This is a genomic window from Pseudomonas sp. Marseille-Q5117 (assembly GCF_946901175.1).
GTDB classification, from domain to species: domain Bacteria; phylum Pseudomonadota; class Gammaproteobacteria; order Pseudomonadales; family Pseudomonadaceae; genus Aquipseudomonas; species Aquipseudomonas iranensis.
Map to the genome: position 1 here is coordinate 543,227 of NZ_CAMPPP010000003.1, position 26,179 is coordinate 569,405.

General features: G+C 61.0%; 24 protein-coding genes. 12 read left to right on the forward strand and 12 right to left on the reverse strand.

What is annotated here, in order from left to right; translation table 11 throughout:
• Window positions 1-20 precede the first annotated feature (20 nt).
• Genes dnaN through gyrB form a run of 3 tightly spaced genes read left to right on the forward strand, consistent with a single transcriptional unit; the run spans window position 21 to window position 4,665 of the window.
• The gene (dnaN, locus tag OC605_RS08350; protein ID WP_016772390.1) at window positions 21-1,124 is read left to right on the forward strand and encodes a DNA polymerase III subunit beta; all 1,104 of its coding nucleotides are present in this window, start codon (window positions 21-23) and stop codon (window positions 1,122-1,124) included.
• A 14-nt stretch (window positions 1,125-1,138) separates the two neighbouring features.
• Entirely contained in the window at window positions 1,139-2,242 is a 1,104-nt protein-coding gene (recF, locus tag OC605_RS08355; protein WP_016772389.1) for a DNA replication/repair protein RecF, read from the forward strand.
• Window positions 2,243-2,247: 5 nt separating this feature from the next.
• Window positions 2,248-4,665 carry a DNA topoisomerase (ATP-hydrolyzing) subunit B gene (gene gyrB / locus OC605_RS08360; RefSeq protein WP_024014948.1) on the forward strand — a complete coding sequence of 806 codons (2,418 nt, stop codon included), beginning with the start codon at window positions 2,248-2,250 and terminating at the stop codon, window positions 4,663-4,665.
• 57 nt (window positions 4,666-4,722) lie between these two features.
• On the opposite strand, the gene OC605_RS08365 is transcribed toward gyrB, so the two are convergent.
• The gene (locus tag OC605_RS08365; protein ID WP_262136661.1) at window positions 4,723-5,442 is read right to left on the reverse strand and encodes a response regulator transcription factor; all 720 of its coding nucleotides are present in this window, start codon (window positions 5,440-5,442) and stop codon (window positions 4,723-4,725) included.
• A 164-nt stretch (window positions 5,443-5,606) separates the two neighbouring features.
• Between OC605_RS08365 and OC605_RS08370 the strand changes: the two genes are divergently transcribed.
• A complete protein-coding gene (locus tag OC605_RS08370; RefSeq protein WP_262136662.1) occupies window positions 5,607-7,142 on the forward strand; it encodes an ATP-binding protein in 1,536 nt (511 codons plus the stop codon).
• A 170-nt stretch (window positions 7,143-7,312) separates the two neighbouring features.
• On the opposite strand, the gene OC605_RS08375 is transcribed toward OC605_RS08370, so the two are convergent.
• The 4 genes from OC605_RS08375 to glyQ form a co-directional block, all read right to left on the reverse strand.
• Entirely contained in the window at window positions 7,313-8,092 is a 780-nt protein-coding gene (locus OC605_RS08375; RefSeq protein ID WP_071173920.1) for a lysophospholipid acyltransferase family protein, read from the reverse strand.
• Between the two features lie 83 nt (window positions 8,093-8,175).
• A complete protein-coding gene (gmhB, locus tag OC605_RS08380) occupies window positions 8,176-8,715 on the reverse strand; it encodes a D-glycero-beta-D-manno-heptose 1,7-bisphosphate 7-phosphatase (RefSeq protein ID WP_164488352.1) in 540 nt (179 codons plus the stop codon).
• Between the two features lie 4 nt (window positions 8,716-8,719).
• Entirely contained in the window at window positions 8,720-10,774 is a 2,055-nt protein-coding gene (gene glyS / locus OC605_RS08385) for a glycine--tRNA ligase subunit beta (protein WP_024014953.1), read from the reverse strand.
• Window positions 10,771-11,724 carry a glycine--tRNA ligase subunit alpha gene (gene glyQ / locus OC605_RS08390; RefSeq protein ID WP_003187265.1) on the reverse strand — a complete coding sequence of 318 codons (954 nt, stop codon included), beginning with the start codon at window positions 11,722-11,724 and terminating at the stop codon, window positions 10,771-10,773. The genes glyS and glyQ overlap by 4 nt, the downstream gene beginning before the upstream one ends.
• An 81-nt stretch (window positions 11,725-11,805) precedes the next feature.
• Here glyQ and OC605_RS08395 point away from each other — a divergent pair, with 81 nt between their 5' ends.
• Window positions 11,806-12,363, forward strand: a complete 558-nt coding sequence (locus OC605_RS08395; RefSeq protein ID WP_024014954.1) for a DNA-3-methyladenine glycosylase I — start codon at window positions 11,806-11,808, stop codon at window positions 12,361-12,363.
• Window positions 12,364-12,404: 41 nt separating this feature from the next.
• Entirely contained in the window at window positions 12,405-13,292 is an 888-nt protein-coding gene (locus tag OC605_RS08400; RefSeq protein WP_024014955.1) for a lysophospholipid acyltransferase, read from the forward strand.
• Window positions 13,293-13,349: 57 nt separating this feature from the next.
• On the opposite strand, the gene OC605_RS08405 is transcribed toward OC605_RS08400, so the two are convergent.
• The 5 genes from OC605_RS08405 to def all read right to left on the reverse strand — a co-directional run bounded on the left by OC605_RS08405 (window position 13,350) and on the right by def (window position 18,025).
• A complete protein-coding gene (locus OC605_RS08405; protein ID WP_041476513.1) occupies window positions 13,350-13,664 on the reverse strand; it encodes a tetratricopeptide repeat protein in 315 nt (104 codons plus the stop codon).
• A gap of 132 nt (window positions 13,665-13,796) precedes the next feature.
• Window positions 13,797-15,173, reverse strand: a complete 1,377-nt coding sequence (gene trkA, locus OC605_RS08410; protein WP_262136664.1) for a Trk system potassium transporter TrkA — start codon at window positions 15,171-15,173, stop codon at window positions 13,797-13,799.
• A 21-nt stretch (window positions 15,174-15,194) separates the two neighbouring features.
• Entirely contained in the window at window positions 15,195-16,505 is a 1,311-nt protein-coding gene (gene rsmB, locus OC605_RS08415) for a 16S rRNA (cytosine(967)-C(5))-methyltransferase RsmB (protein WP_262136665.1), read from the reverse strand.
• Window positions 16,502-17,461 carry a methionyl-tRNA formyltransferase gene (fmt, locus tag OC605_RS08420; RefSeq protein ID WP_262136666.1) on the reverse strand — a complete coding sequence of 320 codons (960 nt, stop codon included), beginning with the start codon at window positions 17,459-17,461 and terminating at the stop codon, window positions 16,502-16,504. The genes rsmB and fmt overlap by 4 nt, the downstream gene beginning before the upstream one ends.
• A 57-nt stretch (window positions 17,462-17,518) precedes the next feature.
• Window positions 17,519-18,025 carry a peptide deformylase gene (gene def, locus OC605_RS08425; protein WP_016772378.1) on the reverse strand — a complete coding sequence of 169 codons (507 nt, stop codon included), beginning with the start codon at window positions 18,023-18,025 and terminating at the stop codon, window positions 17,519-17,521.
• A gap of 159 nt (window positions 18,026-18,184) precedes the next feature.
• Here def and OC605_RS08430 point away from each other — a divergent pair, with 159 nt between their 5' ends.
• The 4 genes from OC605_RS08430 to OC605_RS08445 all read left to right on the forward strand — a co-directional run bounded on the left by OC605_RS08430 (window position 18,185) and on the right by OC605_RS08445 (window position 21,934).
• On the forward strand, window positions 18,185-19,210 hold the full coding sequence (locus OC605_RS08430) for a LysM peptidoglycan-binding domain-containing protein (protein WP_262136667.1): 1,026 nt from the start codon (window positions 18,185-18,187) through the stop codon (window positions 19,208-19,210).
• 84 nt (window positions 19,211-19,294) lie between these two features.
• A complete protein-coding gene (dprA, locus tag OC605_RS08435; RefSeq protein ID WP_262136668.1) occupies window positions 19,295-20,392 on the forward strand; it encodes a DNA-processing protein DprA in 1,098 nt (365 codons plus the stop codon).
• A 55-nt stretch (window positions 20,393-20,447) separates the two neighbouring features.
• Window positions 20,448-21,005, forward strand: a complete 558-nt coding sequence (locus tag OC605_RS08440; RefSeq protein WP_039757175.1) for an L-threonylcarbamoyladenylate synthase — start codon at window positions 20,448-20,450, stop codon at window positions 21,003-21,005.
• Window positions 21,006-21,265: 260 nt separating this feature from the next.
• Entirely contained in the window at window positions 21,266-21,934 is a 669-nt protein-coding gene (locus OC605_RS08445) for a hypothetical protein (protein ID WP_262136669.1), read from the forward strand.
• Between the two features lie 179 nt (window positions 21,935-22,113).
• Here the strand turns inward: OC605_RS08445 and OC605_RS08450 are convergent, their stop codons facing one another.
• Entirely contained in the window at window positions 22,114-23,091 is a 978-nt protein-coding gene (locus OC605_RS08450; protein WP_024014962.1) for a quinone oxidoreductase family protein, read from the reverse strand.
• A 150-nt stretch (window positions 23,092-23,241) separates the two neighbouring features.
• Between OC605_RS08450 and hemF the strand changes: the two genes are divergently transcribed.
• Both hemF and aroE read left to right on the forward strand, forming a co-directional pair.
• Window positions 23,242-24,156 carry an oxygen-dependent coproporphyrinogen oxidase gene (gene hemF, locus OC605_RS08455; RefSeq protein WP_071173933.1) on the forward strand — a complete coding sequence of 305 codons (915 nt, stop codon included), beginning with the start codon at window positions 23,242-23,244 and terminating at the stop codon, window positions 24,154-24,156.
• Between the two features lie 9 nt (window positions 24,157-24,165).
• Window positions 24,166-24,987 carry a shikimate dehydrogenase gene (aroE, locus tag OC605_RS08460; RefSeq protein ID WP_262136670.1) on the forward strand — a complete coding sequence of 274 codons (822 nt, stop codon included), beginning with the start codon at window positions 24,166-24,168 and terminating at the stop codon, window positions 24,985-24,987.
• A gap of 75 nt (window positions 24,988-25,062) precedes the next feature.
• On the opposite strand, the gene OC605_RS08465 is transcribed toward aroE, so the two are convergent.
• A partial coding sequence (locus OC605_RS08465) for a SulP family inorganic anion transporter (RefSeq protein WP_262136671.1) occupies window positions 25,063-26,179 on the reverse strand: 1,117 nt, incomplete at its 5' end.

Genomic DNA, 26,179 nt, shown 5'->3' on the forward strand with positions numbered 1-26,179 from the left:
TTAAGGCAAGGGACTAGACCATGCATTTCACCATTCAACGCGAAGCCCTGTTGAAACCCCTGCAACTGGTCGCAGGCGTCGTCGAGCGCCGACAGACCTTGCCGGTACTGTCCAACGTGCTGTTGGTCGTCGAAGGCCAGCAACTGTCGCTGACCGGTACCGACCTGGAAGTCGAGCTGGTCGGTCGTGTGCAACTCGAAGAGCCGGCCGAAACGGGCTCCATCACCGTGCCGGCGCGCAAGCTGATGGATATCTGCAAAAGCCTGCCCAACGATGCGCTGATCGACATCAAGGTCGACGAGCAGAAGCTGGTGGTGAAGGCCGGTCGTAGCCGCTTCACCCTGTCGACCCTGCCGGCCAACGATTTCCCGACCGTCGAAGAAGGCCCTGGCTCGCTGACCTGCAGCCTGGAGCAAAGCAAGCTGCGTCGCTTGATCGAACGCACCAGCTTCGCCATGGCCCAGCAGGACGTGCGTTACTACCTCAACGGCATGCTGCTGGAAGTTTCCGCTGGTGTGATCCGCGCTGTGGCCACCGACGGACACCGTCTGGCGATGTGCTCGATGCAGGCCGATATCGGTCAGCCGGATCGTCATCAGGTGATCGTGCCGCGCAAAGGTATCCTCGAACTGGCGCGTCTGCTCACTGAGCCGGATGGCAATGTCAGCATCGTCCTCGGCCAGCACCATATCCGCGCCACCACCGGCGAGTTCACTTTCACCTCGAAACTGGTCGACGGTAAATTCCCGGATTACGAGCGCGTGCTGCCGAAAGGTGGCGACAAACTGGTACTCGGCGATCGTCAGGCACTGCGTGAAGCGTTCAGCCGTACCGCGATTCTGTCCAACGAGAAGTACCGCGGTATCCGTCTGCAACTGGCCAGCGGTCAGTTGAAGATCCAGGCCAACAACCCGGAGCAGGAAGAAGCGGAAGAAGAAGTGGGCGTTGAGTACAACGGCGGCTCGCTGGAGATCGGTTTCAACGTCAGCTACCTGCTCGACGTGCTGGGTGTGATGACCACCGAGCAGGTTCGCCTGATCCTGTCCGACTCCAACAGCAGTGCGCTGGTGCAAGAGTCCGACAATGACGATTCGGCTTACGTTGTCATGCCGATGCGTCTGTAATCAGCTGATCCTGAATGTCGTTAAGTCGTGTTTCGGTCACCGCGGTGCGCAATCTGCACCCGGTGACCTTCTCCCCCTCCCCCCGCATCAACATTCTTTACGGCGCCAACGGCAGCGGCAAAACCAGTGTCCTGGAAGCCATTCATCTGCTGGGGCTTGCCCGTTCGTTTCGCAGCACGCGGCTGTTGCCGGTCATTCAGTACGAACAGCTCGCCTGTACTGTATTTGGTCAGGTTGAGCTGGCTGAAGGCGGACACAGTGCGCTGGGGATTTCTCGCGACCGTCAGGGCGAGTTCCAGATTCGCATCGATGGCCAGAACGCCCGTAGTGCTGCGCAGCTGGCGGAGATCCTGCCGTTGCAGTTGATCAACCCGGACAGCTTCCGTCTGCTGGAAGGAGCGCCGAAGATTCGCCGGCAGTTTCTCGACTGGGGCGTGTTCCACGTTGAGCCGCGTTTCATGGCCACCTGGCAGCGTTTGCAGAAGGCGCTGCGCCAGAGAAACTCCTGGCTGCGGCATGGTACACTTGACGCCGTTTCGCAAGCGGTTTGGGACAGGGAACTGTGCCAGGCCAGCGCTGAAATCGATGAATACCGCCGCGCTTACATCACAGCCTTGAAACCGGTCTTCGAACAGACCTTGAGCGAACTGGTTGAGCTTGAGGGTTTGACGCTCAGCTATTACCGAGGCTGGGACAAGGACCGCGAATTAAGCGCTGTGCTCGCCGGTTCCGTGCAACGGGATCAGCAGATGGGGCACACCCAGGCCGGACCGCAACGCGCTGATTTGCGTCTCAGATTGGGCGCACACAATGCCGCGGACATCCTGTCCCGGGGTCAGCAAAAGCTTGTGGTCTGTGCACTACGGATTGCCCAAGGGCACCTGGTCAGCCAGGCCCGTCGCGGACAGTGTATTTATCTGGTTGATGACTTGCCGTCCGAGCTGGACGAGAGCCACCGTCGCGCGCTGTGCCGCTTGCTGGAAGACTTACGCTGCCAGGTGTTCATCACCTGTGTAGATCACGAATTACTGAGGGAAGGCTGGCAGACGGAAACGCCAGTCGCTTTGTTCCACGTGGAACAGGGCCGTATCACCCAGACCCACGACCATCGGGAGTGAAGGCATTGAGCGAAGAAAATACGTACGACTCAACGAGCATTAAAGTGCTGAAAGGCCTGGATGCCGTACGCAAACGTCCCGGTATGTACATTGGTGACACCGACGATGGCAGCGGTCTGCACCACATGGTGTTCGAGGTGGTCGACAACTCGATCGACGAAGCCCTCGCCGGCCATTGCGACGACATCAGCATCATCATTCACCCGGACGAATCCATCACCGTTAAAGACAACGGTCGTGGCATCCCGGTAGACGTGCATAAAGAGGAAGGCGTGTCCGCCGCTGAGGTCATCATGACCGTCCTCCACGCTGGCGGTAAGTTCGACGACAACTCCTACAAGGTGTCCGGCGGTCTGCACGGCGTAGGTGTGTCGGTAGTGAACGCCCTGTCCGAAGAGCTGGTACTGACCGTTCGCCGCAGTGGCAAGATCTGGGAACAGACTTACGTTCACGGCGTGCCTCAGGCACCGATGGCCATCGTTGGCGACAGCGAAACCACTGGCACTCAGATTCACTTCAAGGCTTCCAGCGAAACCTTCAAGAACATTCACTTCAGCTGGGACATCCTCGCCAAGCGTATTCGTGAACTGTCCTTCCTCAACTCCGGAGTCGGCATCGTCCTCAAGGACGAGCGCAGCGGCAAGGAAGAGCTGTTCAAGTACGAAGGCGGCCTGCGCGCGTTCGTTGAATACCTGAATACCAACAAGACTGCGGTCAATCAGGTGTTCCACTTCAACATCCAGCGTGAAGACGGCATCGGCGTGGAAATCGCCTTGCAGTGGAACGACAGCTTCAACGAGAACCTGTTGTGCTTCACCAACAACATTCCGCAGCGCGACGGCGGCACCCACCTGGTGGGCTTCCGTTCGGCACTGACGCGTAACCTGAACAACTACATCGAGCAGGAAGGTCTGGCGAAGAAGCACAAAGTCGCCACCACCGGTGACGATGCCCGTGAAGGCCTGACCGCAATCATCTCGGTGAAGGTGCCTGATCCGAAGTTCAGCTCGCAGACCAAAGACAAGCTGGTGTCTTCCGAAGTGAAGACTGCGGTCGAGCAGGAGATGGGCAAATACTTCTCCGACTTCCTTCTGGAAAATCCGAACGAAGCCAAGCTGGTAGTCGGCAAGATGATCGACGCCGCCCGTGCCCGTGAAGCCGCGCGCAAGGCCCGTGAGATGACCCGCCGCAAAGGCGCGCTGGACATCGCCGGCCTGCCGGGCAAACTCGCTGACTGCCAGGAGAAAGACCCGGCGCTGTCCGAACTGTACCTGGTGGAGGGTGACTCCGCGGGCGGTTCTGCCAAGCAGGGACGTAACCGCAAGACCCAGGCGATCCTCCCGTTGAAGGGCAAGATCCTCAACGTCGAGAAAGCCCGTTTCGACAAGATGATCTCGTCCCAGGAAGTGGGCACGCTGATCACCGCGCTGGGCTGCGGCATCGGTCGCGAAGAGTACAACATCGACAAGTTGCGTTATCACAACATCATCATCATGACCGATGCTGACGTCGACGGTTCGCACATCCGCACCCTGCTGCTGACCTTCTTCTTCCGTCAGCTGCCGGAGCTGATCGAGCGTGGCTACATCTACATCGCCCAGCCACCGCTGTACAAGGTCAAAAAAGGCAAGCAAGAGCAGTACATCAAAGACGACGACGCCATGGAAGAGTACATGACGCAGTCGGCCCTGGAAGATGCCAGCCTGCACCTGAACGAAGAAGCCCCGGGCATTTCCGGTGAAGCGCTGGAACGTTTGGTCAACGACTTCCGCATGGTCATGAAGACCCTCAAGCGCCTGTCGCGTCTGTACCCTCAGGAGCTGACCGAGCACTTCATCTATCTGCCGGCCGTCAGCCTTGAAACCCTGGGCGACCACGCGGCGATGCAAGAGTGGCTGGCGCAGTACGAAGTCCGTCTGCGTACCAACGAGAAGTCGGGCCTGGTCTACAAGGCCAGCCTGCGTGAGGATCGCGAACGTGGCGTCTGGCTGCCAGAGGTCGAACTGATCTCCCACGGCTTGTCGAACTACGTCACCTTCAACCGCGACTTCTTCGGCAGCAACGACTACAAAACTGTGGTCACCCTGGGCGCGCAACTGAGCACCCTGCTCGACGAAGGCGCGTACATCCAGCGTGGCGAGCGCAAGAAAGCCGTTACCGAGTTCAAGGAAGCCCTCGACTGGCTGATGGCCGAAAGCACCAAGCGCCACACCATCCAGCGCTATAAAGGTCTGGGCGAAATGAACCCGGATCAGCTGTGGGAAACCACCATGGACCCAAGCGTGCGACGCATGCTGAAAGTCACCATCGAAGACGCCATCGGGGCAGACCAGATCTTCAACACCCTGATGGGTGATGCGGTCGAACCTCGCCGAGACTTCATCGAGAGCAACGCACTGGCGGTTTCCAACCTGGATTTCTGATCCTGATTGCTATCCGCTTATGAAAAACCCCGGCCAATGCCGGGGTTTTTTTTTGCCTCACTCATTCCCAGTGCCGACACTCTCCAACCGATACCCATACCCATAAATAGTCAGCAACTGCCAACCCCGATCCGCTGTCAGCCCGAGCTTGTTGCGCAATCGGTATATATGCGTATCCAGCGGCCGCGAGGAAGTTGTCTCCTCGTTCGGCCAGAAGCGCTCGTACAGATAATCCCGCGACAATGGCCGCCCCAAGTTGCTGAACAGGCAGCGCGCCAGGCGGTATTCGCGTTCGGTCATGAGGATCGGTTTGCCTGCACGGGTGACGGTCAGTTCCGCATCGTCGAAAGTCAGATCGTGGAACGTCTGTACTTCGCCCGCCGCGCTGCGCGGTTGGCTATGTCGGCGCAATACCGCTGCCACCCTCGCCTTCAACTCATTCGGGCGAAACGGCTTGCTGACATAATCGTCGGCCCCGGCATTCAAGGCTTGAACGATATCGCTCTCGCCGTCGCGGCTGGTGAGCATGATTGCAGCGGGTGGCGCGTCCATGTGTTCGCGGGTCCAGCGCAGCAGTGCCAGGCCTGTGAGGTCCGGCAGTTGCCAATCGAGGATCAGCAGGTCAAAAGTCTCCCGGCGCAACTGGCGCAACAAGTCTTCGCCGCGCTCGAAGCTGTGCAGCGACCACGGCTGTTCGCCAGCTTCGGCCATTTGCTCTAGGGTTTGCTCGACCCGGCGCAGTTCGGCGGGTTCGTCGTCCAGAATGGCAACGCGCATCGGCGGTGTTCCTTGTCGCTGGGGCTGGGATGTCGACAATAGCGACTCCGCGGCCGCGATGAAAGAAGCAGCCCGTCGTTGGTCGACGTCCGCTATGATTCTTCGGGTCTACGCCTCAGACCTGAGACCTATGAAACCATTCCCACTGCCCTGCCCTGTGCCTCATGCATAACACTCAACGCCGACGTGAAAGTCGTGAGCCGAGCCAGGTCCAGCGTCTGTTCCGCCGGCTGGTGCGCGAGTGGTTGTGGATAAGTCTAGTGCTGTTGCCGCTGACTGCCTTGTTGTCTTATCGCGCCCAGATCAATCTGCACAATCCCTCGCCAGCGCCCGGCGCGCTGTTGTCCGTGGCGATGATCGCCGGTGTACTGGGATTATTGCTGTGGCGTCCGCGTTGGGCGCTGTGGGTCACCTTGATCGGCATGGCCTGTGCGCTGATCGCCAGCGCCCTACTGGCCGAAGTCCGCTACTGGTGGTCGCCAACGCCAGCCGCGCTGGGCATGTTGTTCGGTTACCTGATCTGGAACTGGCGACGTCTGAGCGTGGTGCTGACCTACTTCGGTTGGGAGCTGGCGCGTCTGGACAGCGAACCGAAAGTCTTCCCTGAACGCCGCCGGACCCGCTTCACCGGTGCCGACCGTTTGCAGGGCCAGATCATGGCGCTCGAACAAGCCATGAGCCGCACCCGCGACACCCGGCGGTTCATTGCCGATGGCCTGGAATACCTGCCGGTGGCGACGCTGATCAGTGATCCGCTGGGCAAGATTCTGCTGGGCAATCGCAAGGCGCGCGAACTGTTCGAAGATTCGCTGGTGGGCGATGACGTACTCGAGCAACTGGCGCGGCTCGGCTATCCGGAATTATCCACAGCGCCGCGACCGCCGCTGGCCACCCTGCCGCTGCTGGAGTTTCGCGATCACAAGGAACGCAGTCTGCGCCTGGAAAGAGCGGCGCTGCTGCCGGTCGACGGCGATACGCCGATCGGTTGGCTGCTCAGCCTGACGGACTTGAGTGCCGAGCGTGCGGCCGAGGAGCAGCGCGGCGTGCTGCTGCGTTTTCTTTCCCACGACCTGCGCGCCCCCCATTCGGCGATCCTCGCCCTGCTGGATGTGCATCGTCACCAGGCGGGTGCTGATGCGCCGCTGTTCGAGCAGATTGAGCGTCAGGTGCGCCGCGCGCTGGATCTGACTGATGGTTTTGTCTTGTTGGCGCGCGCTGAATCCGAAACCTACCAGTTCCGCCCGACATTATTCGCGATGCTGGTATTGGACGTCCTCGATCAGGCCCTGCCCATCGCCCAGCAGAAACGCATCGAGCTGCTCAACGAAGTTGATGAGGAATGTCAGGAGCGGCTGATTCTGGCCGATCAGGGATTGCTGACTCGCGCCCTGTTCAACCTGCTGGAAAACGCGATCAAGTACAGCCCGGCAGACAGCACGGTGCAACTGACGGTCAGCTGTGATGGGCAGTGGCTGCGCTGCGAATTGTCCGATCAGGGCAAGGGCATTGCCGCCGATGAATTGCCTGACCTGTTCAGCCAGTATCGGCGTTTCTCCTCCGCCCAGGGCATCGACGGTGTGGGCCTGGGTCTGTCGATGGTCAAAGCCGTGATTGATCATCATGGCGGCACAATCGAGTGTCGCAGCGTGGTCGACGCGGGAACCACATTCCGCATCGATTTGCCGCTGATTTCTGAATGAAAAAGAGGCACAAAAAAACCGGCTATAACGACCGGTTTTTTTACATCCGAATAAAACTTATGCACGGATTTCGTTCAACTTGTCGATTTAAAAATATCGATGAAAATCAATAAGTTACAAAACGATCACGGACTTTTGAAGCAAAAGCGTACACAGGTTATCCACAAAATTCAGACAGCCAGTTGATCACTCGCGGCCGGTGCCTGTGGCGCCGGTGGCAGCGAGCCCATATCGCGCTGGGTCTTCTCGTTCCACGCCTGCACACGGTCATTGAGATCAGCGATGGCGCGCGGCCCGCTGCCTTCGGCATACATCGGTTCGCCAATGACCACGGTGATCACTCCGGCCTGTTTGCCCCAGCCGATTTTTGGCCAGAATTTGCCGGCATTGTGTGCAATCGGCAGCACCGGAAGCGCCGCATTCACCGCCAATGCGCTGCCACTGCGGGAGAATTTTCCGACAGTGCCGTAGGGGACTCGTGTGCCTTCGGGGAAGATCAGCACCCAGACGTTGTCCTTGAGCAGCTCGTCGCCTTTGGCCGCAACTTGTTTGAGCGCGGCCTTCGGGTTGTCGCGGTCGATGGCGATCGGGCGCAGCATGGCCATGGCCCAGCCGAAGAACGGCACGTAAAGCAATTCGCGCTTGAGCACCTGGCTCAATGGCGAGAAATAAGCGGAGAGAAAGAACGTCTCCCATGTGCTCTGGTGGTTCGATTGAATCACGCAGGGCCGGTCCGGTACGTTTTCCGCGCCTTTGATTTCGTAGCGGATACCGAGGAAAACCTTGGTCAGCCACAGGGCGCAACGGCACCAGTACACGTTGATGAAACGATAGCGCGCCTTGAAGGACAGAAACGGCGCGATGAAAAAGCTCAGGCTGCACCACAGCAACGCTGTTGTGCCCAGCAGCAGATAGAAAAGAAAGATTCTGAAGGCCCGCAGTATCGACATGGCGACGGTTACCGTTACGGGGCAATGCCCGACTGTTCAAGCGCACTCCCGAGCAATCCCTGGCCAGGAATTTCAGAAGTACTCTAGTTGTGGATAAGTTCTGCGGCTATCGCCGCCAGATCGTCAAAAATCAGAGTGCCAACCGGCAGGGTTTTGCCCTGAGTCTTTTCGCCTTTCCCGGTCTTCACCAAAACTGGCTGTGAATCGACGGCTTTGGCGGCCTCCAGGTCACCAAGGCTGTCGCCGACGAACCAGACGTTGGTCAACGGCACCGTGTAATGCTCGGCAATGGTTTTCAGCATTCCCGGTTTCGGTTTGCGGCAATCGCAGCCTTCGTCCGGGCCATGCGGGCAATACACGATCAGACCGACTTCACCGCCCTGCTCCGCGACCAGCTCGCGCAGGCGCGCGTGCATGGCCTCGAGGGTGGCGAGATCGTAATAGCCGCGAGCAATGCCCGACTGGTTGGTGGCCACCGCCACCGTCCAGCCGGCCTTGCTCAACTGCGCAATCGCTTCGATCGAACCGGGCAGCGGAATCCACTCCTCCACCGACTTGATGTAGGCATCGGAGTCGTAATTGATCACGCCGTCACGATCGAGAATCAGCAGTTTCAACAGCAATCCCTCAACCCAGCAGCGAAATGTCGGCAACACCGAGGAACAGGCCACGCAGACGCGCCAGCAGCGCGTAACGGTTGGCCCGCACATTGGCATCGTCGGCATTGACCATCACCGCGTCGAAGAACGCGTCGACCGGCTCGCGCAGTGCCGCCAGGCGTGCCAGCGATTCGTTGTACTGACGCGCCGCGGCCATTGGCTGCACCGCTTGATCCGCTTGCTGGATTGCCGAATACAGCGAGAACTCGTTGGCGTTGTCGAAATACTTGGCTTCGACCACGGTCGGTACCGAGCCTTCGACCTTGCTCAACAGGTTCGACACGCGCTTGTTCACCGCCGCCAGCGCTGCCGCTTCCGGCAGTTTGCGGAAGGCCTGCACCGCCTGCACACGCTGGTCGAAGTCCAGCGCCGAGCCTGGCTTCAGTGCACGTACCGACAGGTAGGTGGCGACGTCGACGCCTTCGTCTTCATAACGCGCACGCAGACGGTCGAAGATGAATTCCAGCACGGCTTCGTTGAGGCCGGCAGCCTTGACCTTGCCGCCGAACGCATTCACCGCGAAAGCCACGGCGTCGTTCAGGTCCAGATCCAGTTGTTTCTCGATCAGGATACGCAGCACGCCCAGTGCCGCACGGCGCAGGGCATAAGGGTCTTTGCTGCCGGTTGGCAGCATGCCGATACCGAAGATGCCGACCAGAGTGTCGAGTTTGTCGGCGATGGCGACAGCTGCACCGGTCAGGGTCGCTGGCAATTCGGCACCGGCCCCGCGTGGCATGTACTGCTCGTTCAAGGCCAGCGCGACATCCTGTGGCTCGCCGTCATTGAGGGCGTAGTAGTAACCGGCGACACCTTGCATCTCCGGGAACTCGCCGACCATTTCGGTGGCCAGGTCGCACTTCGACAGCAGGCCCGCACGGGCAGCCCACGAGGCGTTGCCGCCGATGCGTGCGGCGATGTACGCGGCCAGTTTCGATACGCGCTCGGCCTTGTCGTAGACGCTGCCGAGTTTTTCCTGGAACACCACGTTCTGCAGGCGCAGGTTGAAGTCTTCGAGCTTCTGCTTCTTGTCCTGCTTGAAGAAGAACTCGGCGTCGGTCAGGCGTGGGCGAACCACTTTCTCGTTACCGGCGATGATCTGCTGCGGGTCTTTGCTTTCGATGTTGGCCACGGTAATGAAACGTGGCAGCAACTTGCCGTCGGCATCCAGCAGGCAGAAATACTTCTGGTTGTCCTGCATGGTGGTGATCAGCGCTTCTTGCGGTACGTCGAGGAAGCGTTCCTCGAACGAGCACACCAGCGGCACCGGCCATTCGACCAGCGCGGTCACTTCGTCGAGCAGCGCCGGCGGTACGATCGCCGTGCCTTCCTGACGGGTGGCCAACTCTTCGGTGCGCTTGCTGATGATCTCGCGACGCTCGTTGGCATCGGCCAATACGTAAGCGGCACGCAGGTCGGCGAGGTAGCTCGACGGCGAACCGATGCGTACGGCTTGCGGATGGTGGAAACGGTGACCACGGGATTCACGGCCAGCCTTCTGCGCGAGGATCGTGCAGTCGATGACCTGATCACCGAGCAGCATCACCAGCCACTGGGTCGGACGCACGAATTCTTCCTTGCGCGCACCCCAACGCATGCGTTTCGGAATCGGCAGGTCGTTCAGCGAATCTTCGACGATGGTCGGCAGCAGGCTCGCAGTCGGCTTGCCGGCGATGTTCTGGCTGTAGCGCAGTTTCGGACCGCTCTGGTCGATTTCGCTCAGCTCGACGCCGCACTTCTTGGCGAAACCGAGCGCGGCCTGAGTCGGATTGCCGTCAGCGTCGAACGCGGCCTGACGTGGCGGGCCATCGAGGTTGATGCTGCGATCCGGCTGCTGAGTAGCCAGCGCAGTGATCAGCACGGCCAGACGACGTGGCGCGGCATACACGGTTTTGCTTTCGTAGCTCAGGCCGGCGGCTTGCAGGCCCTTGTCGATACCGGCGAGGAACGCATCAGCCAAAGTGTTCAGGGCTTTGGGTGGCAGTTCTTCGGTGCCCAGTTCAACCAGAAAATCTTGCGCACTCATTGTGCAGCCTCCAGCTTGGCCAGTACTTCATCACGCAGGTCCGGGGTCGCCATCGGGAAGCCCAGCTTGGCGCGGGCCAGCAGGTAGGCTTGCGCAACGGAACGCGCCAGGGTGCGTACGCGCAGAATGTATTGCTGACGCGCAGTCACCGAGATCGCCCGGCGCGCATCCAGCAGGTTGAAGGTGTGCGACGCCTTCAGCACCATTTCGTAGCTCGGCAACGGCAGCGGCTGGTCGAGTTCGATCAGGCGCTTGGCTTCGCTTTCATAGAAGTCGAACAACTCGAACAGTTTGTCGACGTTGGCGTGTTCGAAGTTGTAGGTGGACTGCTCCACTTCGTTCTGGTGGAACACATCGCCATAGGTGACTTTGCCGAACGGACCGTCAGCCCAGACCAGGTCGTAGACCGAATCGACGCCTTGCAGGTACATCGCCAGACGCTCGAGACCGTAGGTGATCTCGCCGGTCACCGGGTAGCACTCGATGCCGCCCGCTTGCTGGAAGTAGGTGAACTGGGTGACTTCCATGCCGTTGAGCCAGACTTCCCAGCCCAGACCCCAGGCGCCGAGGGTCGGCGATTCCCAGTTGTCTTCGACGAAGCGGATGTCGTGCACCAGCGGGTCGAGGCCGACATGCTTGAGCGAGCCCAGGTACAGTTCCTGGAAGTTGTCCGGGTTCGGCTTCAGGACTACCTGAAACTGGTAGTAGTGCTGCAGACGGTTCGGGTTTTCGCCGTAACGGCCGTCAGTCGGACGGCGGCTTGGCTGCACGTACGCGGCGTTCCAGGTTTCCGGGCCGATGGCGCGCAGGAAGGTCGCGGTGTGGAAAGTGCCGGCGCCTACTTCCATATCGTAGGGCTGAAGTACCACACAACCTTGCTCGGCCCAGTATTGCTGGAGCGCGAGGATCAAGTCTTGGAAGGTACGCACGGCTGGCGTAGGCTGGCTCACGAAATTCACCTGTTTCTTGGGCTGCGATTTAAAGAGCGGGAGTATACCCGATTCGTTGCTGCGCACGCCCCCTGGAGCCTTATGCCACGCTGCTTTTGGTGTACCGAAGATCCGCTGTACATGGCTTATCACGATCAGGAGTGGGGCACGCCGCTGCGCGATGCGCAGGGTTTGTTCGAGTTGCTTTTGCTCGAAGGGTTCCAGGCCGGGCTGTCGTGGATCACGGTGTTGCGCAAACGTGAGCGCTATCGCGAGGTGTTGTTCGGCTTCGACGTGCAGCGCGTGGCGCAGATGAGCGACGCCGAAATCGACGAACTGATGCTCGACCCGGGCATCATCCGCAATCGCCTGAAACTCAATGCAGCCAGGCGTAACGCCCAGGCGTGGCTGGCGCTGGAGGATCCGGTGGCGTTGCTCTGGTCATTCGTGGGCGACCAACCGATCATCAATCATTTCAAGGATCGCAGCGAAGTCCCGGCGATCACCCCGGAAGCGCTGGCGATGAGCAAGGCGCTGAAAAAAGCCGGCTTCACCTTCGTCGGTCCGACCATTTGCTACGCGCTGATGCAGGCCTCGGGCATGGTCATGGACCACACCCAGGATTGCGACCGCTACGCGCAGCTCGCCAACGCCGGTTAGAATGCCCGCCTCGCGCACAGCACAAAGATCAGGAGTGACCTGTGGAAAAGTTTAAAGGCGCCTTGCTGGTAGGCGCTCTGCGGCTGTTTGCCCTGCTGCCATGGCGAGCCGTGCAGGCCGTGGGTTCGGCGATCGGCTGGATCATGTGGAAAACCCCCAACCGTTCCCGCGACGTGGTGCGGATCAACCTCGCCAAATGTTTTCCACAGATGGATGCGGCCGAACGCGAGCGTCTGGTCGGTCAGAGTCTGAAGGACATCGGCAAGTCACTGACCGAAAGCGCCTGCGCGTGGATCTGGCCGGCGCAGCGCTCGATCGATCTGGTCCGTGAAGTCGAAGGCCTTGATGTGTTGAAAGACGCGCTGGCCTCGGGCAAAGGCGTGGTCGGCATCACCAGCCACCTCGGCAACTGGGAAGTGCTCAACCACTTCTATTGCAGCCAGTGCAAACCGATCATTTTCTACCGTCCGCCGAAGCTCAAGGCAGTGGATGAATTGCTGCGCAAACAGCGCGTGCAGCTGGGCAACAAGGTCGCGGCGTCGACCAAGGAAGGCATTCTCAGCGTCATCAAGGAAGTGCGCAAGGGCGGTGCCGTGGGCATCCCCGCCGACCCGGAACCGGCCGAATCCGCCGGGATTTTCGTGCCGTTCTTCGCCACTCAGGCACTGACCAGCAAATTCGTGCCGAACATGTTGGCCGGCGGCAAAGCGGTCGGTGTGTTCCTGCATGCCCTGCGCCTTCCTGACGGCTCGGGCTACAAAGTCATTCTCGAAGCCGCGCCAGAAGCGATGTACAGCACCGATACCGCCGAGTCCTGCGCGGCCATGAGCAAAGTGGTCGAGCGTTACGTCGCGGCGTATCCGAGCCAGTACATGTGGAGCATGAAACGCTTCAAGAAGCGTCCGCCGGGCGAGGCGCGCTGGTACTGAGCAACTTCGATGGGGTGACGGTTGATGCAGACGGGCTCGCCTTGCTCAATCGGTAGCTCAAGGCGCCTGCCGCTCGAGCTTCTTCAGGAACACCGTCATCTCCTTCTCGGCCTGTTTGTCACCGTGGGCGCGGGCCGCTTCCAGGCCCTGTTCCCAGGCCTGACGCGCAGCGGCGTGATCGCCTAGCGCCAGCTGCGCCTTGCCCAGCAGCTTCCACGCTGCCGAGTATTTCGGATCGAACGCGACACAACGCTGAAAATGCTCGGCAGCCTTGGCGTTTTCACCCAAGTCCAGATAACCCTTGCCCAGACCGAAGCGCAGCAGAGCGTTATCCACACCCTTGGCGAGCATTTTTTCCAGGGATTCGAGCATTTTATTCAGCCTCGTTTGAGTGATCGTTCCCACGCTCCGCGTGGGAATGCCTCAATGGACGCTCTGCGTCCGCTTATGGGACGCAGAGCGTCCCGGGCTGCATTCCCACGCGGAGCGTGGGAACGATCAACCTCAGAAAAAGCTCAACCCCACATGAAACAGTTTCTCCACATCACGAATATGCTTTTTATCCACAAGGAACAGAATCACGTGGTCACCCGCTTCGATCACCGTGTCGTCGTGGGCGATGATCACGTTCTCATTGCGGATCACCGCGCCGATGGTGGTGCCGGGCGGCAGGCCGATCTTCTCGATCGGCTTGCCGATGACCTTGCTCGATTTCGCATCACCGTGGGCAATCGCCTCGATCGCTTCCGCCGCGCCGCGCCGCAGTGAGTGCACGCTGACGATATCGCCGCGACGCACATGGGCGAGCAAAGTGCCGATGGTCGCCAGTTGCGGGCTGATGGCGATGTCGATGTCGCCGCCCTGGATCAGGTCGACGTAGGCCGGGTTGTTGATGATCGTCATGACCTTCTTCGCCCCCAGCCGTTTGGCCAGCAGCGACGACATGATGTTGGCTTCGTCATCGTTGGTCAGAGCGAGGAAGATATCGGCGTCGGCGATGTTCTCTTCCAGCAGCAGATCGCGGTCCGAGGCACTGCCTTGCAAGACCACGGTGCTGTCGAGGGTGTCAGAGAGGTAGCGGCAACGCGCCGGGCTCATCTCGATGATCTTCACCTGATAACGGCTTTCGATGGCCTCGGCCAGGCGCTCGCCGATCTGCCCGCCACCGGCGATGACGATGCGTTTGTAGGTTTCGTCGAGGCGGCGCATTTCGCTCATCACCGCGCGAATGTCCTCGCGAGCGGCGATGAAAAACACCTCGTCATCGGCCTCGATCACCGTGTCGCCCTGGGGCAGGATCGGCCGGTCACGGCGGAAGATCGCCGCGACGCGGGTTTCGACGTTCGGCATGTGCTCGCGCAACTGGCGCAGTTGCTGGCCGACCAGCGGCCCGCCGTAGTAGGCGCGCACCGCTACCAGTTGCGCCGCGCCTTCGGCGAAGTCGATCACCTGCAACGCGCCGGGGTGCTGGATCAGGCGCTTGATGTAATTGGTCACGACCTGCTCGGGGCTGATCAGCACGTCGACCGGAATCGCTTCGTTCTGGAACAGCTGTTCCTCGCGATTGAGGTACGACGCTTCGCGCACGCGAGCGATCTTGGTCGGCGTGTGGAACAGCGTGTGGGCGACCTGGCAGGCGACCATGTTGGTTTCGTCGCTGTTGGTCACCGCGACCAGCATGTCGGCGTCGTCGGCACCGGCCTGGCGCAGCACCGACGGCAGCGAGCCCCGGCCCTGCACGGTGCGGATGTCGAGGCGGTCGCCGAGGTCGCGCAGGCGCTCGCCATCGGGGTCGACCACAGTGATGTCGTTGGCCTCGCTGGCCAGATGTTCGGCCAGCGAACCGCCGACCTGTCCCGCACCGAGGATGATGATTTTCATCCAGTCACTCCATGAATCCGTTTAGCCGCGCGCGGCGGCGATCTTGATCAGCTTGGCGTAGTAGAAGCCGTCATGCCCGCCCTGCTGGGCCAGCAACTGGCGACCATGGGGCTGCTTGATGCCGGCCGCGGTGGCCAGATCCAGTTCCCGCGCGCCGGGGGTGCGCTCGAGGAACGCGGCGATGACTTCGGTGTTCTCGGTCGGCAGCGTCGAGCACGTGGCGTAGAGCAGGATGCCGCCGACCTCGAGGGTTTTCCACATGGCGTCGAGCAGTTCGCCTTGCAGTTGCGCGAGCGCGACGATGTCGTCGGGCTGGCGGGTCAGCTTGATGTCCGGATGGCGACGGATCACGCCGGTGGCCGAGCATGGCGCATCGAGGAGGATGCGCTGGAACGGTTTACCGTCCCACCATTTGTCGATATCGCGACCGTCGGCGGCGATCAGTTCAGCGTCGAGGCCGAGGCGCTCGAGGTTTTCCTTCACCCGCACCAGACGCTTGGCTTCCAGATCCACCGCTACCACGCCAGCGAGCGCCGGTTCGGCTTCGAGGATGTGGCAGGTCTTGCCGCCAGGGGCGCAGCAGGCGTCGAGCACCCGCTGCCCCGGCGCCAGATCAAGCAGGTCGGCAGCCAGTTGCGCGGCTTCGTCCTGCACGCTGATCCAGCCTTCGGCGAAACCCGGCAGGCTGCGCACGTCGGCAGCGGCTTCGAGGACGATGCCGTCGCGGCTGTAAACGCACGGCGTCGCGGCAATCCCGGCAGCGCCCAGCAGTGCGAGATAAGCGTCGCGGCTGTGATGGCGACGGTTGACCCGCAGGATCATCGGCGGATGCGCGTTGTTTGCTGCGCAGATCGCTTCCCACTGCTCGGGCCAAAATGCCTTCAGGGATTTTTGCAGCCAGCGCGGGTGAGCCGTGCGCACCACCGGGTCGCGTTCCAGTTCGGCGAAGATCGTCTCGCTTTCGCGCTGGGCATTGCGCAGCACCGCGTTGAGCAGACCTTTGGCCCAGGGCTTTTTAAGCTTGTCGGCAGAACCGACGGTTTCGCCGATGGCGGCATGGGCCGGCACGCGGGTGTAGAGCAGTTGATACAGACCAACCAGCAGCAACGCCTCGACATCAGCGTCGGCGGCCTTGAACGGTTTCTGCAGGAGTTTTTCCGCCAGTGCCGACAGGCGTGGCTGCCAGCGTGCGGTGCCGAAGGCCAGGTCCTGAGTGAAACCGCGATCGCGATCCTCGACCTTATCCAGTTGCGTCGGCAGGGAGCTGTTCAGCGAAGCCTTGCCGCTGAGTACGGCAGCGAGAGCCTTGGCGGCGGCCAGACGCGGATTCATTGCGCGTCCACCGCTGCGCCGAGGACGCTGCCGACGGCGAATTTCTCACGACGGCTGTTGAACAGGTCACTGAAGTTCAGCGCCTTGCCGCCGGGCAATTGCAGGCGGGTCAGGCACAGCGCTTGGGCACCGCAGGCGACGATCAGGCCGTCTTTGCTGGCGCTGAGGATTTCACCCGGAGCGCCAGTGCCTTCGGCCACGGTCGCGGCCAGCACTTTCAACGCTTCGCCATTGAGCGTGCTGTGGGTGATGGGCCAGGGATTGAAGGCGCGGACCAGACGTTCCAGCTCGACCGCCGGACGGCTCCAGTCGATGCGTGCTTCGTCTTTGTTCAGTTTGTGTGCGTAGGTTGCGAGTTCGTCATTCTGCACCTCACCTTCCAAGGTGCCGGCAGCCAGACCGGCAATCGCCTGCACCACAGCGGGCGGCCCCATCTCGGCGAGGCGATCATGCAGGGTGCCGCCAGTGTCTTGCGCGCTGATCGGCGTGGCGACCTTGAGCAGCATCGGCCCGGTGTCGAGGCCGGCTTCCATGCGCATCACCGTTACACCGCTTTCGGCGTCGCCGTGTTCAACCGCGCGCTGGATCGGCGCCGCACCGCGCCAGCGTGGCAGCAACGACGCGTGGCTGTTGATGCAACCCAGACGCGGAATATCCAGCACCGCTTGCGGGAGGATCAAACCGTAGGCGACCACCACCATCAAGTCCGGCTTCAGCGCGGCCAGTTCCGCCTGGGCGTCGGCATTGCGCAAGGTCGGCGGCTGCAACACCTGGATATTATTTTCCAGGGCGAGTTGTTTGACCGGGCTTGGCATGAGTTTTTGCCCTCGGCCGGCCGGGCGATCCGGCTGGGTGTAGACCGCGACGATCTCGTATGGGCTGCTCAGCAGGGCCTTGAGGTGTTCGGCGGCGAATTCCGGGGTACCGGCAAAAACAATGCGCAGTGGCTCAGTCATGAAGGGCGTCTCATAAAAAGAAAAAGGCTTGCCGCAGCAAGCCTTTGAAGAGGGGCATCAAGCGTTCTGGCGGTGCAGCTTTTCCAGCTTCTTCTTGATCCGGTCGCGTTTGAGCGTGGACAGGTAATCGACGAACAATTTGCCGTTGAGGTGGTCGCATTCGTGCTGGATGCACACCGCGAGCAGACCTTCGGCAATCAGCTCATAGGGCTTGCCGTCGCGGTCCAGCGCTTTGATTTTGACCTTCTGCGGGCGGTCGACGTTTTCGTAGAAACCCGGTACCGAGAGGCAGCCTTCCTGGTACTGGTCCATCTCGTCGGTCAGCGGTTCGAACTCGGGGTTGATGAATACCCTTGGCTCGGTGCGGTCTTCGGACAGGTCCATCACGACGATACGTTTGTGCACGTTGACCTGGGTCGCGGCGAGGCCGATGCCCGGCGCTTCATACATTGTTTCAAACATGTCGTCGACCAACTGACGCACTTCGTCGTCCACTACAGCCACTGGTTTGGCGATAGTGCGCAGACGCGGGTCCGGAAATTCGAGGATGTTTAAAATGGCCATAGGCTTCGATTGCTGCACACGTTGAGTAAAGTCGGGTCGATGGCCTGGCGGGTCCGAAGATGCAGGCTACCGTTGTGAAGCGTAGCTTCTGAAAAACAGAAGCGAGCCACGGGGGCTCTGACGATTCACGCGAATGCACATGATAAAGGGATTCACTGCATGAGGAAAACACTACTCGCCCTGCTGCTTCTGGCTTCGGCCGGCGCCGCGCAAGGGCAAGTGCAACTCAGGGATGGTTTTCCACAGCAATACACGGTGGTTTCCGGGGACACGCTCTGGGACATTTCCGGCAAATACCTGCGCGAGCCGTGGCAATGGCCACAATTGTGGCGGGCCAACCCGCAGATCGAAAACCCCAACCTGATCTATCCCGGCGACACGCTGACGCTCAGCTACGTCAACGGCCAGCCGCAACTGACCGTCCATCGTGGCGAGTCGCGCGGCACCATCAAACTCTCGCCACAAATTCGCACCAGCCCGGTGGCCGAGGCGATTCCGAGCATTCCGCTGAAATCGATCAATAGCTTTCTGCTGAGCAACCGCATCGTCGACAAGGCCGAAGACTTCGACAAGGCGCCGTACATCGTCGCCGGCGATGCCGAACGGGTGCTCAGCGGTACCGGTGATCGCATCTTCGCCCGTGGCCATTTCGATCCGGAGCAACCGGTGTACGGCATCTTTCGCCAAGGCAAGGTCTACACCGACCCGCAGACCAAGGAATTCCTCGGCATCAACGCCGACGATATCGGCGGCGGCGAGGTTGTTGCCACCGAAGGCGATGTCGCCACCCTCGCCCTGCAACGCACCACCCAGGAAGTACGCCTCGGTGACCGCTTGTTCGGCGGTGAAGAACGTTCGATCAATTCGACTTTCATGCCCAGCGCGCCGAAAAGCGACATCAACGGCGTGATCATTGATGTGCCACGCGGCGTCACGCAGATCGGTGTGATGGACGTGGTTACCCTGAACAAAGGCAAACGTGACGGTCTGGCCGAAGGCAATGTTCTGGCGGTGATGAAAACCGGCGAAACGGTGCGTGATCGGATCACCGGCCAGCCGCTGAAAATTCCCGATGAACGCGCCGGCCTGCTGATGGTGTTCCGCACCTACGACAAACTCAGTTACGGCCTGGTCCTCAATGCTTCACGCTCGCTGGCGGTGCTCGACAAGGTGCGAAATCCGTAAGCTTGCTTAACAAGTTACCAACAGAGTTATCCACAACTTGTTCCGAATGGTTCGGAGCATAGAACGATCAAGGATGATCCATTCATGTTGTCTGTCAGTACGGCCATTTCCCCGGCGGAACTGGAAGCGCGTCTGCGCCTGCACCGCATGCCGGATATCGGCCCCAAGCGTTTTGCCAAATTGCTCGAAGCCTTCGGCTCGGCGTCCAAAGCCCTCAGCGCACCGGCCAATGCCTGGCGCTCACTGGGGTTGCCGGCGGCCTGCGCCGAAGCACGGCGTTGTCCGACGGTGCGCGACGGCGCCAGCCACGCAATGCGCTGGCTAGAGCACCCCGACCAACATTTGCTGATGTGGGATCAAGCGGATTATCCAGCGTTGCTGGCGCAAATCGCTGATCCGCCGCCGCTGTTATTTGTCGCCGGCGATCCGTCGATCCTGGAAAAACCGCAATTGGCGATGGTCGGCAGCCGCCGCGCTTCCCGCCCGGGCATGGATACGGCGGCGGCGTTTTCCCGCAGTCTGGCCGGGGCCGGTTTTGTCATCAACAGTGGTCTGGCGCTGGGCATCGATGCCGCTGCCCATCAGGCTGCTCTGGATGTTGGCGGCTTGACCGTGGGGGTGCTCGGCACGGGGCTGGAAAATTTTTATCCACAACGCAATAAACGCCTGGCCGAGGCGATGATTGCCTCGGGCAGCGCGGTGCTTTCCGAGTTTCCACTGGACGCCGGGCCGAGCCCGAGCAACTTCCCCCGGCGCAACCGCATCATCAGCGGGTTGTCCCTCGGCGTGCTGGTGGTCGAGGCCAGTGTTGCCAGCGGTTCGTTGATCACCGCGCGGCTGGCAGCCGAACAGGGCCGCGAGGTCTATGCCATTCCGGGCTCGATCCATCACCCCGGCGCGCGCGGTTGTCACCAGTTGATTCGCGACGGGGCGGTGCTGGTGGAGACTATCGAACATATCCTCGAAGCCCTGCGCGGCTGGCAGCAGCCACTGTTATCCACGGCGGCGCCGAAGGCCGATCACCCGTTGCTGGCGCTGCTGCACGCGGCGCCGCACACCAGCGAGGCCTTGGCAGCGAGCTGTGGCTGGGCGCTGCCGAAAGTGCTGGCAACGTTGACCGAGCTGGAAATCGAAGGCCGTGCGGTATGCGAAAACGGTCGCTGGCTGGCGCGGTCGAGCTAGGTTTTACGAGGAAGATCGGTAAACTGCGCGAAACCTGTTTGTGGAGAGTTTTTTCATGGTCAACAGTTGGCGTGTGCAACAAGCCGCGCGTGAAGTTCGCGCCGGCGCGGTGATTGCCTATCCAACCGAAGCCGTTTGGGGGCTGGGTTGCGACCCGTGGAACGAAGACGCGGTGGACCGCTTGCTGGCGATCAAGAATCGCTCGGTGAGCAAAGGGCTGATCCTGGTCGCCGACAACATCCGCCAGTTCGATTTCCTCTTCGAGGACTTCCCGCAGGACTGGATCGACCGCATGGCCAGCACCTGGCCTGGGCCGAACACCTGGCTGGTGCCGCACCAGAACCTGTTGCCGGAATGGGTCACAGGCGTGCATGACACCGTGGCGCTGCGGGTCAGCGATCACCCCCAGGTGCGCGACCTGTGCTCGCTGGTCGGGCCATTGATTTCCACATCGGCCAACCCCCAGGGGCGACCGCCGGCGCGCACGCGTTTGCGCATCGAGCAGTATTTCCGTGGTCAGGTCGATCTCGTGCTGGGCGGCAGCCTTGGCGGGCGCAAGAATCCCAGCGTGATCCGCGACCTCGCCACCGGTAACGTCGTTCGTCCTGACTGACGCCATTCTTTTTTATTTTTTTGCGGACTCCTCGGCGTCGACGAGGAGTTCTGCGCATGCCCGCAGTTTATTCCTGCATTCGTTCAAAACTTATCCGTTGCCATTGTTCTTTCATGCGTCAGACGAATCTTTGAGTCTGAAATATCTGTAAGTTTTCCCACGTGATTATCAGAACGCGTGCAGTGGCGAGATTTCCAAAAGCATCCATTCTTTCAATGTGCTTGAAGCAACTTCGAAATATTAATGACTGCGGAGAAGTAATGGATATTACCGATTTACACCTCAAGGATTATCTGCAGGGCTTTCAGGAGACACTCAAGAATCAACAGGCCGACTATCGTGTGGCCATTCTTGAGGGAGGATCGGATGCCGGGGAATTTGAACGCTTCATCAATCGACAGTTTCGCCTGCGATTGCAGCATTACATGCTCACCTCCAGAGCCCGGGCGCTGGAAACCCGACTGGCGATCACCTCACGCAGCACGCACTTTCTGTTGTATCAGCGTGATCAGCTTATTGCGGTGCTGCGGGCAACCCCGGCGCCCTTCGAATGGGCTTCACTGGCGCAGCATCATGTGTCTCCCACTGTGGCATTGACACGGCATGTCGAATTCAGTCGCTTGATTACCCATTCCCAGCAGCACCGGCCGGTATCGATCAATGGCCTGCTCGCCACCGCTGCGGAATGGGCGATCGATCGCGGATATCAGGGGGTGACGGCCTTGTGCAGATCGCCACAGCGACAACTGTTTCAGCGCTTCGGCCTGACACCGATTGCTTCGCACGCCATGCATATCGAGCAGCGCGCCCGGGGCGATTATTGGCTGTTGTCCGCCGAATGGCGGCAAATACTGATGGCCCTGGATCAGCCTGTGAACATGAACGCGCATCAGCCGGAGTATCGTGATTTTTTTAACCGCCAGTATTGATCCGCCAGTGATTGAAGAGTGGGCTGAAAAATGGCTCGTATATGAATCGAAGAAGTTGCGCAGGAAGTTTGCCGGTCGTAGACCAGCGGCGAAGAAACTTCACCGCAAGATGTACTTGATATAGCCGCAAGATACTCGGCGAACTCATGGAGGAGTTCGCCGAGTATCAACTTGAGGCTTTATGGCAGCAGAATTGTGGAACCGGTCGTGCGCCGTGCCGACAGTTCGGTTTGTGCTTTTGCCGCATCCGCCAGTGCATGGCGCTGGCTGATGTCTACCTTCAGTTTGCCACTGATGATCATCTCGAACAGCTCGTCGGCCATGCGTTGCAGGTTTTCGGCGTTGTTGGCGTAGGTCGCCAGCGTCGGTCGGGTGACGTAGAGCGAACCCTTTGCGGCGAGAATGCCCAGATTGACGCCATCGACCGCGCCGGAAGCATTGCCGAAACTCACCACCAGGCCACGTGGTGCGACGCTGTCCAGAGACGTGAGCCAAGTGTCCTTGCCGACGCCGTCATACACCACCGGGACTTTCTTGCCGTCAGTCAGTGCCAGCACGCGCTCGGCAACGTTTTCATGGCTGTAGTCGATGGTGGCCCAGGCGCCGTTGGCTTTGGCCAGCTCGGCTTTCTCCTTCGAGCTGACGGTGCCGATCAGCTTCACGCCCAGCGCTTTGGCCCATTGGCAGGCCAGCGAGCCGACGCCACCGGCTGCGGCGTGGAACAGAATGGTTTCGCCGCCCTGCAGTTGGTAGGTCTGGCGCAGCAGGTATTGCACGGTCAGGCCCTTGAGCATGACGCCGGCGGCAGTTTCGAAACTGATTTCATCGGGCAGGTGCACCAGATTGTCCTGCGGCAGCACATGCAGCTGGCTGTAGGCGCCGAGCGGGCCGCTGCCGTATGCCACGCGATCGCCGACCTTGAACCGGGTGACGTCGCTGCCCACCGCTTCGACGGTGCCGGCGCCTTCCGATCCCAGGCCGGACGGCAACGCGGGCGGCGCATAGAGGCCGCTGCGGTAATAGGTGTCGATGAAGTTCAGGCCGATCGCCTGGTTGGCCACGCGCACCTGATTCGGCCCGGGTGCAGCGGGTTCGTAGTCAACATATTCGAGCACTTCGGGACCGCCGTGGGCGCGGAACTGGATACGCTTTGCCATCTGCCTGCTCTCCTTGGGTCGTTGCTAAGCCCTCTATCCAACTCCCCTGCTTGATCTTCGTCAACTGCGGCGCGCCGGTCTGCGATGGTATGCTACGCGCCCATTTGCGCCGCCCGCCTGCCGGGGCGCCGCCCGATTCAAGGTGAAGCCATGACGACCCGCACCGACGCCGTAAAGGCCTATCTGCTCGATCTGCAAGACCGCATCTGCGCTGCACTGGAAACCGAAGACGGCGGCAAATGCTTCGTCGAAGACGCCTGGACCCGGCCGGCGGGCGGTGGCGGGCGCACCCGCGTGCTGGAAAACGGCACGCTGATTGAAAAGGGCGGGGTCAACTTTTCCCACGTGTTCGGCAGCGGTCTGCCGCCGTCGGCCAGTGCCCATCGGCCGGAACTGGCCGGGCGTGGTTTCGAGGCGCTCGGCGTGTCGCTGGTGATCCACCCGCACAACCCGCATGTGCCGACCTCCCACGCCAATGTGCGTTTTTTCATTGCTGAAAAAGAAGGCGAAGAACCGGTCTGGTGGTTTGGCGGCGGTTTCGACCTGACCCCGTACTACGGCGTTGAAGAAGACTGCATTCATTGGCACCGCGTCGCCGAGCAAGCCTGTGCGCCGTTTGGTGCGGACGTCTATCCGCGCTACAAGGCCTGGTGCGACACCTATTTCCATATCAAGCATCGTCATGAGCCGCGCGGCATTGGCGGTCTGTTCTTCGACGATCTGAACGAGTGGGATTTCGACACCAGCTTCGCCTTCATGCGCGCCATCGGCGATGCCTACATCGAGGCCTACCTGCCGATCGTGCAGCGGCGCAAGAACGACGCCTTCACTGCTCAGCAGCGCGAATTCCAGGAATTCCGTCGTGGCCGCTACGTCGAATTCAACCTGGTTTACGACCGTGGCACGCTGTTCGGCTTGCAGTCGGGGGGCCGTACCGAATCGATTCTGATGTCGCTGCCGCCGCAAGTGCGCTGGGGTTATGACTGGAAGGCCGAACCTGGCAGCGCAGAAGCGCGTCTGACCGAGTATTTCCTCCAGGATCGTGACTGGCTGGCCGAGGCCTGAGGACGGGTGATGGATCGTTACGTTGTTTTTGGTAACCCGATCGGCCACAGCAAGTCGCCGATGATTCACCAGTTGTTCGCCGAACAGACCGGCCAGCGCCTCGATTACAGCACGCTGCTGGCGCCGCTGGATGATTTTGCCGGCTGCGCCACGGCGTTCTTTCGCGAAGGGCGCGGCGCCAATGTGACGGTGCCGTTCAAGGAAGACGCTTACCGTCTGGCCAACAGCCTGACCGCCCGCGCGCAGCGGGCCGGTGCGGTGAACACCTTGAGCAAACTGGAAGATGGTTCACTGCTCGGCGACAACACCGATGGCGCGGGACTGGTGCGTGATCTGACGGTCAATGCCGGTTTCAGCCTGACCGGCAAGCGCATCCTTTTGCTCGGCGCCGGCGGCGCGGTGCGCGGTGCGCTGGAGCCGTTGCTGGCAGAGAAACCGGCCTCGGTGATCATCGCCAACCGCACGGTGGACAAGGCTGAGCTGCTGGCGGAATTGTTCGGCGATCTGGGGCCGGTGTCGGCCAGTGGTTTCGACTGGCTGCGCGAGCCGGTGGACGTGATCATCAACGCCACTTCCGCGAGCCTGACCGGTGATGTGCCACCGATCGCGCCAAGCCTGATCGAGCCGGGCCAGACCCTGTGCTACGACATGATGTACGGCAGGGAACCGACCGCGTTCTGCCGCTGGGCCACTGAGCACGGCGCGGCGCTGGCGATGGATGGTCTGGGCATGCTTGCCGAACAGGCGGCCGAGGCATTCTGGCTGTGGCGCGGCATACGCCCGGATACCGCGCCGGTACTTGCCGAGCTGCGCCGCCAACTGGCCCTTTAACTTTTGCTCCCACATTGAAATGCGATCAATGTGGGAGCGAGCCTGCTCGCGAATCGCATCACTACCGTTATCAGCTCAATCTTCAAACCTGATCGGGCACTTCTCCGCCCCTTCCAGTTTGCGCAGTTCCTCCACCACTGGCGGCCGCGCCCGGCGCAAGGTCAGGCTGCGACCCTGGACCAGCAGCCGTCGCGCTTCCTGATGCAGCATCTCTACCCCTGAATAATCGATGAAGTTGATCTGCTGCGCCTCGATCACCACCCGCGCGCCATGCAGGCGTTGCAGGCGCACTTGCAGGTAATGGCTGGCGCCGAAAAAGATCGAACCGCCCACGCGCAGCACATCGTCGTCACCGTCGCGCCAGTGCTGCACCCGTGGTTGCGAGGTGCGCTTGAGGTAGAAAAACAACGACGCCAGCACCCCGGCGTAGATCGCCGTCTGCAATTCCAGCAGCAAGGTCGCAAGACAGGTCAGGGCCATCACCACGAACTCGGCGCGGCTGACCCGCAGCAAAGCGCGAATGCCTCGGTGATCGACCAGACCCCAGGCAATCAACAGGATGCTGCCGGCCATGGCCGGGATCGGAATGTGCGCGATCAGCCCCGCGCCGAACACCGCGAACAGCGCCACCCAGATCGCCGAAAACACCCCGGCCAGCGGCGAGCAGGCACCCGCCTCATAACTCAATCCCGAGCGGGTAAACGATCCGGCGGACAGCGACCCGGAAAAGAACGCACCGACGATGTTCGACAGACCCTGTGCGCGGACTTCCTGATTGGCGTCGAGCAACTGTTGCGAGCGCGCCGATATCGAACGGGCGATCGACAGACTGGTGACCAGCCCGAGCATGCCCACCGCCACGGCGCTTGGCAGCAGGCGCAGGATCACCTCCAGATCCAGCGTCAAGGCGCTCAGCGGCGGCAGGCGTCCGACGAAAGCGCTGACCAGATGCACATGACCGAACATTCCTGGCCAGATCCACACCAGCAGACTGGCCAGCACCAGTGTGAGCAACAGCGTCGGCCAGCGCGGCAAGAGTTTTTTCAGGGCCACGCCGACGATCACTGTAGCAACGCCGAGCATCAGCGAGGGCTTATCCACAGCCCCCAGATGTCGTAGCAGATCCATCAGGCTGGCGAGCGCGGTGGTGTTGGCCGGCAACTCCAGCCCGAGCAGATTGGGCAATTGCCCG